Genomic DNA, 17,891 nt, shown 5'->3' on the forward strand with positions numbered 1-17,891 from the left:
AATCACTGATATTAATCTTAATATACAAGTGCTTAATCGATTTCGCAGAGAGCTTATCTTACTCTTATTTTTGCTCTTAAGCAATATGGTCCACTCACAGAGTAACTTCAGCCTAACCGGGACCGTTAGGGATAATCATAATCGAACCATTGAAGGAGTTACTATTCGATTAGCGAGGCATACGGTCCTAACCGATAGTTACGGCAATTTTAAAATTGAAAAAATCAAAAATAGCTCTTTTGAGATTATAGCTAAGGCGATTGGGTATGATATCTTTAAGAGGAAGATTGAGATTAAAGAGGGAAATAATCATCTTGATATTTTACTTTTTGAAAAAGACCAAAAAATTGAAGAAGTATCAGTGATTGGTTTAACCAAGCCTCAGATTACCAATCGCATGGCCTTTAACGTGACATCCATTGATGCTAAAAAGTATTATAACAGTACAATAAATATTTCTGATGCTTTAGATCAAGTGCCTGGTGTACGTGTCCGAGAACAAGGAGGACTAGGGTCAAATCTGAATTTAGCAATAAATGGATTTTCAGGAAATCATATTCGCTTCTTTATTGATGGCGTGCCAATGGATAACATGGGATCCACCTTTCAAATGAACACCATTCCAATCAATTTAGCGGAGAATATTGAAGTCTTTAAAGGTGTAGTTCCAATTTGGTTAGGATCAGATGCACTTGGAGGTGCTATAAACATAGTAACTAATAAATCTAACAGGAATTATATTGATGCTTCTTATTCATATGGATCATTCAATACCCATAGGACTACAATCAATACAGCAGTAACGAATAAGAGTGGGTTAACCTTTGAATTAAATGCCTTTCAGAATTATTCTGACAACAATTACAAAGTATTCATTGAAAAGCATAATAACAGGAGAGACAACTACGCAAATGATACTGAGGTAGAGCGATTTCATGATCAATTTCATAACGAATCTATCATTGCAAATTTTGGTTTGGTTAACAAATCATTTGCAGATCGGTTGGTATTTGGGATTACCCTTGGTCATAACTATAAAGATATACAAACTGGCGCCAGGATGGAGTCGGTATTTGGAGCCTGGCATCGAAAAGGAAATATTGTAATGCCGAGTTTGAGATATAGCAAGAATAACCTTATCAAGGGATTAGATGTTATGTTGAATGCGAATATAAACCTGGGAACGGAACAAACTATAGACACAGTTGCAAAGCGATTTGATTGGTTTGGGGACACATATGCAGACCTTCCATCCACATCAGGAGAGCGTTCAAGGACACTGTATAAATACAAGAATAGGGATGGTATTATCACGGCAAACGCAAATTATAATTTAGGTGATAAGCATGTTTTCACGATCAATAATGTATTCAACACATTCCATAGAAGTGGTTCCGATGAATTAAATCCTCAAAACAATGAATATGAATATGCCAAGCTATCACAAAAGAATGTATTAGGTTTTGGCTATCAAATAAATGAAGAGGGACGTTGGAGTGCCAATATTTTTGGAAAATTTTTATCTCAAAATAATAAGAATGGTAATTCAAGTTCTGTCAATTCAAGTCGGTTCGGTTACGGAACTGCGTTATCCTATTTCTTAGATACCAACTTACAATTGAAGGCAAGTTATGAGTTGACCAACAGAATGGCGACGCCATATGAATTGTTTGGGGACGTGGAAAACCAAGACGCGAATACAAATCTAAAACCTGAGAGCAGCAATAATATCAACTTTGGTATTATGTATCAATTTGATATAGATAGGGACGATCATTTTGGGATCACTGCCGGGGTGTTATATAGAAATTCCAAGAATTTTATTTACCAGCGATTAAATCAGAATCAGAGTAAGTACATGGCTGATAACCGTGAAGGAGTACGAACATTAGGTGCAGATTTTGAGTTGCAATATTTCCATAAAAAATGGTTGTCAGCATCTACAAGCTGGACCTATCAATATTTGCAGAATATGCAGAAATATGAGAATGGGTATACTGAGGTGAGCCCAGTTTATAAAGATCAAATGCCTAATATACCTTACTTATTTGGGAACCTAGATCTAAACGTTCATTTGCCAGTTTTTTCTGGTTCTGGAGATATGCTTAAAACCGGATACAACCTACAATATATTCATGATTTTTATCTGTATTGGCCTAGTCGAGGAGAGACCAAAAATACGATTCCTCAACAGTTGAGTCATGATTTTAATATTGTTTACAGCTTTAAAAAAGGCCGATATAATATAGGGCTTGAAGCAAGAAATATTACGAACGAGCGATTATATGACAATTTTAGTATGCAAAAACCAGGACGAGCATTCTATCTGAATCTACGATACTTTATCAATAAAAAATAACAATCTAATTAAAAAATAATTCCACATGAAAATTAAAAATTTATTATTCACGGCCTTTACACTAAGTACCATTGTTGCTTGTACAAAGGATAAAACAGAACCTGCGGCGAAGGGTAATTTTATTGTTGCTGTGACACCTGTTGCAGAAACTGGTGTTGCAGATTATCTACTTACAACAAGTAGTTTAGATACCGGCAAGGTATCCACTGCAGGCAGAGGAGTTGAGCAAGACGGAACCTATAGATACTATGTTACGCATAACAACAAGTTTTTTAGTATGCTTTATGGACAAGGGAATCCTGGAGCTGTTACGGTTTACAATATCCTGGATGGTAATCTGACCAAGCTAGCAAACTCGGTCACGGAAACAGTACAAGCATTTGCTCCAGTAAATGATGATATCTTGATGATGAAGATTTCAAGAAGTATTACTAATCCAGTAACGAACTGGTATCAGTTTAATACAAACACGCTCAACATTTCCAGCCAAGGGAATATCAATACAGCGGAGTTAAATAACAATGGTGAACTTGCTTTCTTCAGTTGGATTAAGCAAGTAGGTTCAAAGGTCTACGCTCCTTATTTTTCTGTAAAGGGATGTTGTTCAGCGACCTTTGGAACTGATTATCCTAATCAGGCTTGGGTAGCAGTTTATTCCTATCCAAGCATGAAGCTTGAGAAGATTATTAAAGATGATAGAACAAGCTTTATTGGAAGGTATTTTACGGATGGTTTGGAACTTGTAGAAAATGGAGATATATATGCGTTCTCTGCATCTGTAGCAACATCTATGGGAACAAATGCTACTATGAACAGTACAAAACCTTCGGCAGTAACGAGAATTAATTCAGGAAGTACAGAATTTGACAAATCATTTTATATCAATTTCGAAGAGCTATCCGGCGGATTAAATATTACTAACTGGTTATATGTTGGGAATAACAAGTTCATTACTTTTTCAAATACTAAAGAAGCTAAAGGTGCATACAATATAGGAAATATTATTGGTGTTCTTGATGTATCTGCAAAAACTTGGAAAGCAGTTACCGGATTACCAAAGACTACAGATGTTAAGGGAATTACAGGTAATAATTATTCAGATAGAGCTGGCCGATTTGGCTATGTCGGTGTGAACTTAACTTCTGGAATAGGTTATGTATATAAAGTGGATGTAAATTCAGCAACAGCAACACAAGGTCTAAAAATTGAAGGTGGTACATTAACCGCAATAGAACATTTAAATTAAGCTAATTATCAACCATTTATTGCCTATCTGTAAGGACTAAAATTTATAGATGGGCAATATTATTCTCTATCAATTATGTATAGCATTATTTTAGGAATGATCTTAGTTGCCGCTTTTATTTGGTTTAATACGAGTAAAAAGGTAAAGTTTCCTAGGCGTACAGCGTGGCTCGAAAAAATAGTATCCAATAGGAGGAGAGCTCAAATTATATGCACAATACTAACGATTTTTAGTCTACTATTCATTGTTTGTCTACAAGGTATTGGGGCGGGTATTTTTGCCTGGATAATTTATTGTATGGGACTACTCAGTTTAGTAGTCTTGCTTTTTCCTTATCAATACATTAAGTATAAACATGTGCTTTTTCTAATTATTTTTTGCCTTATTCTTGAACTAACCTTTACCTATATATCATCACAATAAAGCCATGCCAGCAAATAAAAAATATTTAAGTAGTCCGTTCCAACGGTTTCTAAAAATTTCCGCCGGATTTATTGGTGGATACTTAGTGATGATTAGCTTTCATTTGTTTTTGACTTATCTCTTTGAGAAGAAGAATGTCATTGTTACAGCAGGCATTACAGGTAACATATTGTGGGCCACGTTACTTTTAATTGCTTTTTTAGCTAAAAATGGTTGGAAAATATGGTTTCTATATCTTCTGCTAGCAACACTATTTTATCTTCCATTTTTAATCAAGTAAATCTCAAAATGAAAATTAGAAACTATAATATCTATTTTAATACACACACCATTTCAGGAATAATCATCTGTGCTCTCTTGTATGTTATTTTTTTTGCAGGTTCATTTTCATTTTTCAAAAAGGAAATTTCAGCCTGGCAAAACAATATCAGTTTTTATAATCAAAAAGTTGAAGCTCAGCAATACAGTGGTTTTTTAGATTCTGTTTCCAATGGTTACAATTTACAAGGTAGAGATATTATCTTTTATCTTCAACAAAATGGGGCAAAGGGATATGTTAATTTTAGTACATCTAAGGATACAATTATTAATAAGGAAAACTTAGCTGCACAAGCGAAGAAACCGGAAGGAGCTAGTAAAGGCAAAGGAAGGCGCGGCCGTGGGGGAGATGGTGATAGTAAGTATTTAAATCATGATTTTATACATAATAAAACCGGTGACTATTCGGCAAACTATGATATGGGCGAATTCCTGTATCGCCTACATTTTTTGGCTCAATTAAATGAGGTCCCTATTCGAGTGGGAATAGCTCCTTTTGGATATTTAATCGCTGGAATTACATCTTTCCTATTTCTATTTGCTCTAATCACTGGATTATTGCTCCATTGGGATAAAGTTGTCTCAAATTTTTTTGTTTTCCGTCCGTTTAATAAATGGAAAACAGTTTGGACAGATATGCATACAGCTTTGGGCGTGATTGGATTTCCTTATCAATTCATGTTTGCGGTTACTGGGGTGGTTTTGATCATAAATACAGTATTAATTACCCCTTTTGCCAACGTTTTATATGAAGAGAAAACCGATAAATTGTATGAGGATTTAGAAACCATCCATACTTATCCATTAGAATACAGCTATAAAAAATTGGAAAAAGAGTTTAGGCTGTCGGATTATTTGGAAAAAGCCAAGAAAAAATGGCCCCTGAGTGAATATAAACGTATAAGCATCAAGAATTTTGGAGATGAAAATATGTACCTAGTAATTGAGGTTGAACCGCATTATAACCGGAGTTTTGCTGGCTCAGGCATTCTGGCTATTCAGGTTCTCAATAATAAGGTTTTGGAAGAAAAATCTCCATATACAGATGTTAACTACATCAATCGAGTCCGTAGTTTGATTTATCGTTTACATTTTGGGGATTTTGGAGGATATCCTGTAAAAGCTGTCTATTTTATATTGGGTGTCTTGGGGTGCTTAGTGATAGTATCCGGGATATTGATATGGTTAGTAGCCCGGGATAAAAATAATGTGATCCCAAGGAAGAGAAAATTTAATTTTTGGGCCGCTAATGTATTTTTGTCCATTTGTTTGAGTATGCTGCCTGTCACGGCTTTTACTTTTATTGCCATAAAAATAGCCTCTCCTGTTACACAGGAATTCATATATGCATTTTATTTTCGATCGTGGCTAATAATTTCTCTATACTATATCATTCGCAGGAATTTGAACCGGACGAATAGAGAAACCTTGTTTCTAGGGGCTGTCGCAGCCATACTAGTACCCATTGTTAATGGAATAAAAACCGGATGTTGGTTTTGGGATAATTTCATAAGTGGAAAGATGGATTTGTTCATTGTAGATTTTCTATGGTTATTGTTGGGAATAGTAAGTTTATCTGTATTCATGTATTTACTGTCCTCGAAAAGGGTTGGAGATGTTTCGCATCCAGTTCAATACAATTTAAGTCGGAAGGCAAAATAAGGCAAAAAAACTATTTTTACCTTACAGATTATTAGCTAATAACTTGCGCTCGAAATTCCATTCTCCTACAATTAAAACAGCTAAAAAAGTTAATTGAGAATCCAAAATTTAATATATGCTTATTGCCAGCTTTTGCTAGAATTCTGTTATGATATTTTTTTAAGGGTTTTTAATGAAACTACAAAAGAGATAATAGAATATTATCCTTACCAATTTTCGGGTTAAATTTGGATTTGAGGAATTTGACTATTTCTAGGAATAAAAAAGCAGTAAAATTGTTTTTAAACAACCTATGGCAGTCAACGAAAAATTGATCATGTCCGAAAACTCTAAAATTAATATACAAAAAAGCCCCAGTTCTATGACCTAGCCGGGGAAATTGATTGGGCTAATATGTGATTTTGTACTGCTTATTTAAAATTAATTTAATAGATATAACAATCTGAAATCCAAATAGGTTTTAGAAAATTCGAGTTTTTATCTCTTGATGATAAAGTGTAGCTTACGTGATTTTTTTAAAGTGATTTAATTGAAAAATAATAATATTGATAATCAACAATCTAGGTTACATGTTTAAACATCAGTACATTAAGTAATTGTTAACGAAGAAAAAATCGATAATTATTTTATAAAATTGCATCAAAATATACTGAGATGTTTGTAAATGGTTCAAAGAAACAAAAAATAGATTTCCTTAATGATTTTTACAAAACAAGATACGAGGAAAGAAATTTTAAATTTAGACCGGTAGAAATTAACTCAAATGTTAACTCTATTCTTCTTGAGGAAATGATTCATGATATTTCTCGGTATACAGAATTTAGAGCGATGAAATTTTATGATAAAGAAGGAGTCTATTTTGTGATCTGTAAATTATAAGGTCCATAAACGGGATAGGATATTTCTTTTACATATTTTTCCAAGAGTAAATGGTGAGAAGGATTTCCACATATTTCTTTTTTGATTTTATATGAGTGAGATTGTTGGCGACTGTAATAAATCATCACGTTTTAATCTTGAGAAATTCTCAATATATCGCAAATAGTTTGATGAATTCGATTCCTTTACTCCCGAAGGAAAAGAGGTATTAACCTTAACGTCTCATGATATTTCTAAAATTGAGCAATCAGATGAATTTTTATTGATTTATTTGGTTTTTATAGTTTTTCCATTTTTTTTTATAAACCTTAAACTTGTATAAAAAGATAATTTAAATCAACTGAAACCCCAAATTGAAGTGTATTTTAAGAAACAGTACAGAAATAGACATAACAAGGCTTGAACAATTTTAAGAATTGATCAGATCGATTAGGAATCATACTTTTTTTGTCAAAATTAATAAATTGAGTGTACATATAGGATTTCACCAATTTCAATTTATGTTTTAAACTATATGAGGATTTAAGAGGAATATGTGTATAATTGGGTTAATTAAATCAAACCGAAAAATCATTTAAAAATCAGGTAATCATCTTGCATCTCATAAGCTTTTGGGATATTTTTTGGATTTTTCCTGCGATAGGAGCTACCAAGCATTAACTAGCGGTCAATATAAACATTCTTAAAGAAATACTTAAATATGGTATCAATAGTAATAGTTCCTGTTAAAAAAATCTTTTTGAATGTACAAGGATCATTTAATCTGTTCAAGGGAAATTTACCTATGAAATTTTTGGCATGTGAAATAAGTTCAAATCCAATCTTTTCCATTACTCCATTAATATTAAAAAGTATTTTTATTTTCAAATTTCAATATGATAATCTGGGGTTTTTGCCACTATCTAGATGCAAAAAATATACTTTCAAAATGTCCTATTGTAGGTGAAGGGTTGTTAAGTTTCTAACTATTGAAAATGTTTCTAGTTTAATCTTATCAATTGATGGGGGATTAAATGAAAAAGATGTAGATAAATTACAAAAACCCAATAGAAATATATCTATTGGGTTAATAAAAACAATTCTGGTACTTATGAGACTATGGAATAATCTTATATGGAAGTAAGATAAGGCAAATAAATGAAATAAGAAAAGTACTATGATCATATTAAGATGAGTCCTAGCCTAATCATAAACTTAAGCCTACTAATTCCATTATGAAATAATATACGCTTTAAATTATTGGACAGTATCATGAGGCTACTTGGTGAAAACGATTGTGTTCATAAAGAGCAGAGGGTAAGGTGATTAAGAGCTCGACCTTTGAGAGGTATCAACATAAAATAAAAAACCCAGTGGTTTTCCCTCTCCACTGGGAATTCAAACCGAATATCGGCATATTATCTGCCTTATCTTTTTCAAAGATAAAAAACCTTGGGGAAATGGCAAGGATACATATAACAAATATCAACCCAATGGATCACCCTGTTCCATTGGGCATGACTTACAATAAACTACAAATATGAATGTCATTTAAAGGTATCAGAAAAAAAAATGATGGAAGGTTTTCAATGAATTAAGATAATCAGATCTATTGTAAGTTAGCATAACATTATGCTTGCATTTTAAGAATCATATATTATCAAAGAAAATATGAGATATAAATTATTATTCAAATAAAGAAACCAACAGCAGGGGACGCTATTGGTTTCCCAACAATTATAATATAATTAACGTTATTAAATATAGGAAATAAATAACAAAACCCAATGGAGTTCCTATCCATTGGGTCGAAACAGAGCTTAATCAGATAAACGATTAAGTTATTAAAGTTAATAAAAATATACAAAGAAGCCCAACACCTGGACCATTGTTGGGCTGAAGAAACCTTGAAACACACCATTTGGGATGGAGTTTCAAAGAGTTACTAAATTATGTTTATAGTGAATTCAAGCTTTATTAATTTAAGAAAGATAAGAGAATACTCTATACAAGCCTAAATAGTATTTTAACCGTGTAGTCCAATGGCTACTATTTCCTTAATATTGTTAATAATTCATCGAAAAACGGGAAATACTAAATCTATTTATTTAGGGTAACGAAGTTTATAATTGGAATTCGGGAATTCCTGAACAAAAAATTGTTGATATTTGTATTTTCAATACTTGTGTAAGGTGTAATTTGATAGGGTAAGTACTCTAAAATCGGATAAAATTTTGTCCAGGGAGATTTATTTGAAGCTTAGGAAAGTGCCATGATTACTCCATTTCCTGCTTGTTTTTTGACTCTATCCTCTAGCGATCTTTTATTTACCCTGGTGGTGGAATTTGCCCACGGCCTAATTATTAAAAAAATTAAGTGGTCAATTAATAATAATCGTCTTAATTCCTAACTTCGACCAATATCAAAATCAGACTTGTTTCATACCTTTTTTTATCATTGAAGGGATAATCGTTTATCAAGTTAATAAGATTGCTCATTTTACCCTCTTTCTTCCTTGGCAATATTCTCTGTTAACAAATGATAATATGAATAATGTTATTCATATTATCAAAGCTTAAGAAGGGATTGAACTGCAGGTTTTTTTCTTTTGGCACATAGATTGCAAAAGTATTTACAATACAACCATTAAAAACTTTTTTTGACTGGAATTTGTACGTGCAATTTAATTTTAGTGTTGAATAATCAAAACCATCCCTGTCAAGGGATGTTTTGCATCAGGTTTAAATAATCTTTTTTATCATGAACAAAAATTTTATTAAAAATGAGGTGTTGATTCATACAGACACCCTATTACAATATGCGAACAAATTTACCAAAGATCAAGAAGAAGCTGAAGATCTACTCCAGGAAACCTTGATTAAAGTTTTGAAATACCAGGATAGCTTTGAAAAGAATACTAACCTGTTAGGGTGGGTTTATACTATTATGAAGAACATTTTTATTAATGGGTGTCGAAAAAAGGTTTTAGAAAAAAATTACTTGTCAAAAGTTCAATCTATTGGAGAAACATTAAAGCAACAAAGCAATAACAAATGCTTAGATAATTTTATGAGAGAAGATTTGAATTTGGTTTTAAGATCGATTCCAGAAAAACACTACATACCATTTATGATGTTTTTTGAAGGGTATAAATACTATGAAATCGCCGACCACCTAGGATTGCCGGAAGGAACTATAAAGACTCGAATACACACTGCTCGGAAACTTTTGAAGCAGAGGTTAAAAAGTTACAGGCAAACTTAATATCACTTAGTCAAGAAGGGAAATAGGTCGCTGCAGGTATGTCTCTATAATTTTTGATAATTTGGTTTAACTAAATTAATAGTTTCTCATTGGATTGAAATTTAATATTTCTGCCATATCGCATAAATCAGACAAAACCTTACGATTATATATTTATCTTAATTTATGGGACTAGGAATAAAAAAAACTAACACCATGTGCAAGTTCTATAAAAAATGCCACCTATTTTTGGGGTTTTAGGTGGCATTGGAGTCAAATACATCATTATTTCTAAATAAAACAGCATTTTTAATGAAATGGTTTTGGATTTTCATTAAAAGAACTCTGGTAGTGTAATTAGCTATATCTAAACATAACCATAGTTTATACTTCTATAGTCAAATAGCCAAGCCTAAACATATAAATTTCTGATTTCATTTAATATGATTTCAATTTAGGTCGGATTCTTTAAATCTCAGCAAATGTTTGACGTTATTTAATTGCTCAAGTCATAGTTGATTTCCAAAACTAATAACCATTATCAATTTGGGTTTATTGATTATTTAATTTTTTGAGCCATACGTCCAGGTTCATTCTTTTAAAATATCTTAATATTGTCCTACTTAAAAAATGCTTATAATAAATCTAAACAAAATTCTAATTCCATGATAATATCCTGGTGCAATTTTTAATGTTGGATAAATTTTAAACCCCATAATCAATTAAAAATCTTAACTGCATTCTATTTTTCAACTTAGAAATCTATTCAAACTATTGGTAAGGTTATCATGTCTTGGTGATATGTTATACGGAGGATTGACTGGACTTTTATATTAAAGATCAATTTTGGTTAAATTTTTGTTAGCAATTAAGTTTAGCCTGTTTATGAGTAAAAAGAACCTATGTTTTCTGGTAAATGGAAAAGACCTGATTGAAATGGAGGACAGTAATCTAGCTACTTTCCTTACATATGATATTCTTGAGGTTTCAAAAATTTTGGAAACTGCTCCGTCCCAATATGTGCTCGACTCTAGGATCTTTTGTCCACCCATTCTTGAAAGGGAAAGTATCTGTCCTATTTCCGAGTATTTCTTTTTTGATATTGCATTATTCCAAGACAGTCATATAGAAGCGATTTTTAAAGGGAGGGAAAGTGATGTCCATTATTTCCGAATATCCAAAAAGGAGTTCCAACACTTAAGGGCTATGAATGATATGATCAAAACCTATCAGCGAAGTGATGAGGAATCCAGGTATTTGATTATATCTAACCTATTAAAAAACAACGTTCTTCATTTGAAGCATACATTTGAAAAGCAAAAAAGTTGGAGGATGGACGATACTGAAGTCAATATGGTCTCAGTGACGTACGTAAATATTGCCGATAAATTTAAAAAACTCGTTTCTCTCCACTCAACAAGGCATAAAGGAATTCATTTCTATGCAGAGTCTCTTAACATTACCGTTAGGACATTGTCATCCGTTACGAAAAAAGTCCTTAATTGTACTCCTAAAGAAATAATAGATGGATTTATCATGGATCTAGGAAAAAAAATGCTCGAAGATCCATTATTATCTATTAAGGAAATTTCGCAGAAATTGGGTTTCATCTCACCCAACGGATTCTGCATGTACTTTAAAAAAATATATGGAAATCCACCTTCTACATATAGAAAATGGATGCTAGGAGACCAGCCCCATTTATAAAATCTAGCCTGATAGATTTATTTTACGATATCATAATTTTTATGTGAAATATGTTTATTGTTTTTCTAAATACTTATTTTATTTGGCTTTAACATCCCGTTCTGGCCAAAATTTTGTATGAAAAATGCCACCTAACTTTTCATCTTCTATTAATAGGTGAAATAATTTAGGTCTAATTGTCGACAATTCTCAAATGAAATTGCAATGTTATCTTGAAATCAATTAGGTATTTAGAGAAGTAAAGTATTTTCTAGTTAAGGTAATTAAGGGGCTTATATGATTTGATAGAGGTTAAAAGTTTATATTGTGGATCTTACAAAAAATCTCAAATTGAATTCCCGAGCTCATGAAAAGACTCTTAGGGCGTACAGATTTCGGAAAATCAATTAACTATTCTGGAAAATTGAATATAAATACATTGATAAGCAATTTAATTTTGTTTACTTGAAAAGTAATTTTTGACGCAGATTTTGATTTAAGCAATTTGTTATTATCAATAGTTATTAGGTAATGGTTAATTTGCGATTTAACTAATTTACGCGATTGATGGTTTAGAAAAGTAAAATTGATAAATACTTCAAAAACTATAATTAATTATTAGGTGCATATATGATAACAAATAATCGCCATGCGTCATTTTATTTTTTATTATTCATACGGATATGAACAAGAAAATATTTATCTGTGAGGACAATATTCATGTCCTTAATGCTATTATGGATGTTCTTTCGGTGACAGGAGCTGAGTTAATCGCTGAATTGGATAGTACAAGGGCATTGGAGAGAATGCTTACTATCCGTCCTGATGTTCTAATTTGTGACATTGAGATGCCAATTGTCTCGGGTTCTGAATTAATAAGATTAAATCGGAAATCTGAAATTTTAAACAATGTATTTGTTCTCGGTATTTCGGCATCGCACAATGGAAAAGAAGCATCCATGTTAGCGGGAGCCAATGCATTTATTGAAAAACCCTTTGATATCTGCGATTTTATGGCTGCTTTGCCTTTTTAACCACAGAGGTTTAATTTTTGTTGATTATTATTTGTAAATATTTTTTTGTCGCGTTCAAATAGCGGTTTTATCAATATTAATTTACAAATAAGGCTTGGAGGAACTTCCTTAGGAATTGTTTTCCTTTGTTTTAGAAGATATGCTTTCTAATGATTTTTTAAGATATATATCCATTAACATAACTAAGCAATATATTGAATTTTGAGTATTCGAACTTGTTCAAATGGCTGGGAGTGCCCTGCGTGATCATTCTTCCCAATGTACCTGAATTCACCATCATTGACGCCAATGAGGCGTATCTCGACTTGGTCGATCTTAATAGTGAGCATGTGATTTCAAAAGGTTTTTTTTCTGTATTCCCTATTTCAGAATTTATTGACGAATTGGAATGGGAAACACTTTTTGATGAAGTCCTCAAGGAGAAACGGTTTGTTTCCAGGGGAATTAAGACCTGGTTAGATCCCCATGAAAAGAAGACATCAATTGAAAATGTGAAATACTTCGAAATAACCCATTTCCCTGTTTTTGATCAGGATGGAGAAGTATTGGTTATTGTTCGTTCATTAATTGATGTAACTGACTATATTATAGACAGGAGACTCCTGAGCGAGGCGCAGTTTGACGTAAGGTTTGGAAATTGGTGGATCAATATCGAGAAACGAACAATCAAATGGTCGGTTGGTATGAATGAGCTGTTTGAGACAGGAAAAGAGTTTATGCCAAATTTTGAAAACGTGAAACAATTTTATCTCCATGCTGACGATGAAGTTTTATTCATGGCACAGCTCTTTGAAGCAATTAGAAACAAGAGGATACTTAAGACTTTTGTTTCCGTAAGGACCCGGAGTGGAAAATTGAGGCGGCTTAAGGTGGTGGGAAAACCAGATCATTTGGGTGACGCGTGCATCGGTATCCATGGTACTGCAATAGATGTTACCAAGCAGCATGAGGACCAAAATATACTAAAGGAAATGTACTTTCTCCATAACCATGAACTTAGGGCTCCCCTTGCCCGCATCATCGGCCTGGCTGAACACCTCAGGAGAGAAGGTAGCCATGATCAGCGATCCGAATTTTTACTTGATGCTTTATTAGATTCAGCAAATGAACTGGATAGGATAATACGTCAGATAGTTGATCGAGAAGAGCAAAAAGGAGAGAAAGATGTTTAGGATCATTTTGGTTGATGACGACAAAATCTCATCCTTTCTCTTGGAAAAGATGTTGGAATACCTAAAGATGGGAAATGTTTTCGAAAAATTTCTCAATGGGTCAGAGTTCCTAAACTGGTTAGACCTTCAACAAGACCATGACCATAGCTACCTTGTTTTCTTGGACATCATGATGCCGATCATGGATGGATGGGAAGTGATGGAAGGGCTTAAAAGGCATAGATTATGCAAAAGGGTTTCTGTAATTATGGTCAGTTCGTCTCTAAGTCCATCGGATAGGAAAATGGCCATGGAAAATGGAATGGTCCTGGAGTATTTAACAAAACCTGTAAGGCTCAATGAATTGGAAAGATTGAGAACCTTTCTGGGTTAGGAATAGTAAATGTTGTTGATAAAATAAGTCATATGGGGGCAAATTATTTTTAAATTTCAAATGGAGGTTTTATGGGGGATTTTGCCTTATTTTTGATTTCCATGAATCTTTAAGAGTCCAGTGTCGTTTGAGAAATAACATAATATTTATTGAGGGGCCTTCGGTTGACTACCTAGCTGATAGTTGATTGATATTTTACGCATTCTTATAGTTTTGTTGAAATGCTAAAAATCATCACTCCATTTTTCTGGTACTATGTAGTAACTTTAAAGTGCTTGATCTTACTCTATCTAAATTTTATAAATTACCAGAAACCATTGAAATGGGAAAAGGTCAAACTGACTTTTTTTTAAAGCGGTTCATATTTAACCTAACCCTAGAATAAGAATATTGAACGCTTATTGAAATAAAAGATAAGTCAAATTTTTATTTAGAGTTTCAATTTGGGCTACAGTTTGTTAAATCATAAATAGTTATTAAAATGAAATATAGACTAATAACTTTTAATAAACGCTAATGCATGGAATTAGTAGAAATCAAAATTATTATCGATCACAGATAGCGGGAAATTAACGCTAAAAAATCATCCCCATTCTTTCGTTATATATAGTAACGTCCAATCTTCTGTAATGAAAACCAACCATTAATCAAAGCGAAATGAATGATTATATGGGTTCTTGGGATCCAATTTGAACAATTCATTAAGTTTTCTTATTCCAATCCTATAATTTTCAATAATATTGATTTAATATTATTTAATTTGCAGCAAGAAATTAATGAAAAACATATGACCTTAGATGAAAGATTGAAAATTTTTAACGAATATTTTCATTATAAAGAACGTCCTGAACTATACGAGTTTGAAATCTCACCGGAGAAAATTGCTTATAGAAATGAAGCTTTGCGAAGTGGGGATAGAAATTTGTATTTAAAATATCTAACAGAAAAATATGCTGATAAATTAGAGAAAGAAATGGAGAGGTATGATCTTGCAGCACAAAACCTTGTCAAAGTTGATAGGGATTCAGCAAATGAATTATTTAATAGTTTTCAGGTCAACATGCTCAAATCTGACATCAGTTTTCTGGACAATGATGCAATTTATACGATGTATAAGGTTAGTCCAGAAAGTATAGAATTATTATTGGAAGGTTATCGAGAGGATCTTATTGATGTTTTCGTTCCAATTAATGAGGTTTTCCAAAATGGAAGAAAAGAAATTTATCTTGACAAAACCGGAATTTACGCCAATTGATAAGTTGCTGTTTGATTTCTAGTAACAGGGAGCTTTTGCATTAGGAGAATGTTTTAATTCCTAATCCCCTTGCCTTTTTTGAAGACACTTAACATGTTATTCTATCCTTGGAAACATAATTAGTACCTCCCAGGCTCTTTAATTGAGTCTGGGTTTTTTGAATTAGGGTCGCTATCCAATAGATCCGGAATTGTTCAACCTCCGACATTTTCCGCATTTTCTAGGCGCTCCATAGTTTTACCAAGGAGGTTGCTGCTGATGAATATAACGATGAAAATTTTCAACCGTCTAATCATGGATTATTATTTTGATAGAACTGTACGAATTCTGTAAAAACAGGCACCTCTCAACTAGCAACACAAACAAAATCCTCATTTAGCTTGTTATTTATCTGATGAGGAACAAAAAAAAAAGTGCAAATTTGGAAAATCAGCATCGTTATTCTATCGACTCTGGTTTTATTGTTGTTGGTCGGATCATATTTTGTTTCTCATAAGTTAAAACCTTTGCTAGGTAAAAGGTTGGAGGATACTATCGCCGAATATTCGAAAGGTCTTTACAGCATAAAATATAGCGATCTGGATCTAAACATTGCTGGTGGTTATTTGTCTTTGAAGGATGTAAGGCTTGTCCACGACAGTATTATATTCAAGAATCTGGACATCTCCAAGAAAGCTCCAAACACCAGATTTCAAGGAAGAACAAATAGTTTGAGAGTAAGCGGCTTGAATCTTTGGGATATTTTTGTAAAGAAGAGAATCCAAATAAGTTCTATTGAGCTGGATTCATTAAAGTGTAAAGCTATTTTAAGGAGTCGTTCGTACAACATGGATAAATCAGAGAAAAATCTTTATGATAGGATAAAAAATCGTTTTAAGTCCATTGCTCTAGATGAATTCCGGGTGAATTCCATTGATTTGGAGTTTGTGAATCTAAATAATGAAAAGAGCAATTCAATTACTGTCAATGGGGCAAATCTGACCGTGACGAAATTTTTGCTTGATGAACAATCTCTCAAAGACAGCATGCGTATTTTATATGCAAAGGACATTGCAATTCATATTCCAGAATTCACTACCGATTTGAAGAGAGCTCCCTATAAATTTAGAATAGAAGATTTCAGGTTTAGTTCTCAGGACGGAATGATGAATATTGGTAATTTAGCGCTTCAGCCTACTTTAAATTTGGAGAATTTTGCCAAGCAGGATAAACTCAATAAGCCTAGGATCGATATGAAAATCGATTCTATCCATATTACTGGTGTAAATAGCCAAAAGCTTTTGTTGGGAAAGATTTTTGAGGCTGACAGTATGCAAGTTAAAGGGGGCCTATTTGAACTAGCAAAAGATAAACGATACCAAAAGGAAAATGTCTCTAAAATTGGTCAATCTCCTGCTCAGCAATTACTTGAGGTCGGTGTTCCCATTTCCATTAAGGGTGTCAAGGTTAGCCACATTGATCTGAGTTATGCGCAAATTAGTGACAAATATTTCAGAGAGGGGAAAATTGATTTCAAGAATATCAGCGGGACATTTCAGAATGTTAGTAATGTAGGATCTGTCCTACGTAAAAATAGAAATATGAATGCCGATTTGCAAGGAAGTGTTTATGGTCAAGGTCAGCTGAAAGTCCAATTTTCCTTTGACATGCTAAGCGATATCGGTAATTATTCTTATGCAGGCAAATTATCTGCCATGAAGGTTTCAGGGTATAACAGAATCTTAGAACCACTTCTCAACATTCGTTTGACGGAAGGCAATTTAAAAGCAATTACCTTTGACATGGAAGGAAATGACACCAAGAATTGGGGGGAATTCAATTTTGAATATGACCATCTGAAAGTTGAATTACTTAAGGATCCAGGTAAGGGTAGAGGTAAAAAAGGGATCTTATCATTTATTGCCAATAAATTCTTTATCAACGACAGTAACCCTGATGCAAATGGTAAACTCCATGTAGCTCAGGTGGATTATGATCGAAATCCAAATCATCCCTTTTTCAAGGTGGTTTGGAAAAGCCTATTGCAAGGGATAATTGAATGTACTGGGACAGATTCCAAATACTTTCCTGGTATTTAATATAAGTAACATATCTAAAAAAGAAGCCCCCTTGTATGGTCTTAATTCAAGCTCATTTCTTAAAATTGGTCAATGGAGGAATTGAACCAACTACTTTTTTAGGATTTCAGCATTTAGCTTACTTATGACCCTCGTGCGAATCACAAAGGATTTTCATTAACAGTCTTCAGAAAATCTTTAGATA

At 32.9% G+C, this 17,891-nt stretch carries 10 protein-coding genes; all 10 read left to right on the forward strand.

All coding sequences use genetic code 11. The annotated features are described in order from the left end of the window. Positions 1-85: 85 nt before the first annotated feature. Entirely contained in the window at positions 86-2,359 is a 2,274-nt protein-coding gene (locus NLF99_RS14925) for a TonB-dependent receptor (RefSeq protein WP_254529232.1), read from the forward strand. 25 nt (positions 2,360-2,384) lie between these two features. Next, positions 2,385-3,605, forward strand: coding sequence for a DUF4374 domain-containing protein (locus NLF99_RS14930; RefSeq protein WP_254529235.1), 1,221 nt, complete (start codon positions 2,385-2,387; stop codon positions 3,603-3,605). A 711-nt stretch (positions 3,606-4,316) separates the two neighbouring features. Beyond that, the gene (locus NLF99_RS14935; RefSeq protein ID WP_254529239.1) at positions 4,317-6,008 is read left to right on the forward strand and encodes a PepSY domain-containing protein; all 1,692 of its coding nucleotides are present in this window, start codon (positions 4,317-4,319) and stop codon (positions 6,006-6,008) included. 3,618 nt (positions 6,009-9,626) lie between these two features. Continuing rightward, entirely contained in the window at positions 9,627-10,130 is a 504-nt protein-coding gene (locus NLF99_RS14940) for an RNA polymerase sigma factor (protein ID WP_093095656.1), read from the forward strand. An 864-nt stretch (positions 10,131-10,994) separates the two neighbouring features. Beyond that, the gene (locus NLF99_RS14945) at positions 10,995-11,816 is read left to right on the forward strand and encodes a helix-turn-helix domain-containing protein (protein ID WP_254529241.1); all 822 of its coding nucleotides are present in this window, start codon (positions 10,995-10,997) and stop codon (positions 11,814-11,816) included. A 662-nt stretch (positions 11,817-12,478) separates the two neighbouring features. Further along, positions 12,479-12,829 (forward strand): response regulator, encoded by a 351-nt coding sequence (locus NLF99_RS14950; protein WP_254529244.1) that lies wholly within the window; start codon positions 12,479-12,481, stop codon positions 12,827-12,829. A 194-nt stretch (positions 12,830-13,023) separates the two neighbouring features. Continuing rightward, positions 13,024-14,001, forward strand: a complete 978-nt coding sequence (locus NLF99_RS14955; RefSeq protein WP_254529246.1) for a histidine kinase dimerization/phospho-acceptor domain-containing protein — start codon at positions 13,024-13,026, stop codon at positions 13,999-14,001. Further along, entirely contained in the window at positions 13,994-14,374 is a 381-nt protein-coding gene (locus NLF99_RS14960) for a response regulator (RefSeq protein WP_093095662.1), read from the forward strand. The genes NLF99_RS14955 and NLF99_RS14960 overlap by 8 nt, the downstream gene beginning before the upstream one ends. 760 nt (positions 14,375-15,134) lie before the next feature. Next, positions 15,135-15,629: a hypothetical protein gene (locus tag NLF99_RS14965; protein WP_139185418.1), complete on the forward strand. Its 495-nt coding sequence runs from the start codon at positions 15,135-15,137 to the stop codon at positions 15,627-15,629. A gap of 413 nt (positions 15,630-16,042) precedes the next feature. Continuing rightward, positions 16,043-17,707, forward strand: a complete 1,665-nt coding sequence (locus tag NLF99_RS14970) for a hypothetical protein (RefSeq protein WP_254529248.1) — start codon at positions 16,043-16,045, stop codon at positions 17,705-17,707. Positions 17,708-17,891 lie beyond the last annotated feature (184 nt).

The sequence above is a fragment of the Sphingobacterium sp. LZ11T8 genome, assembly GCF_024261425.1.
In the GTDB taxonomy this organism is placed as follows: Bacteria; Bacteroidota; Bacteroidia; order Sphingobacteriales; family Sphingobacteriaceae; genus Sphingobacterium.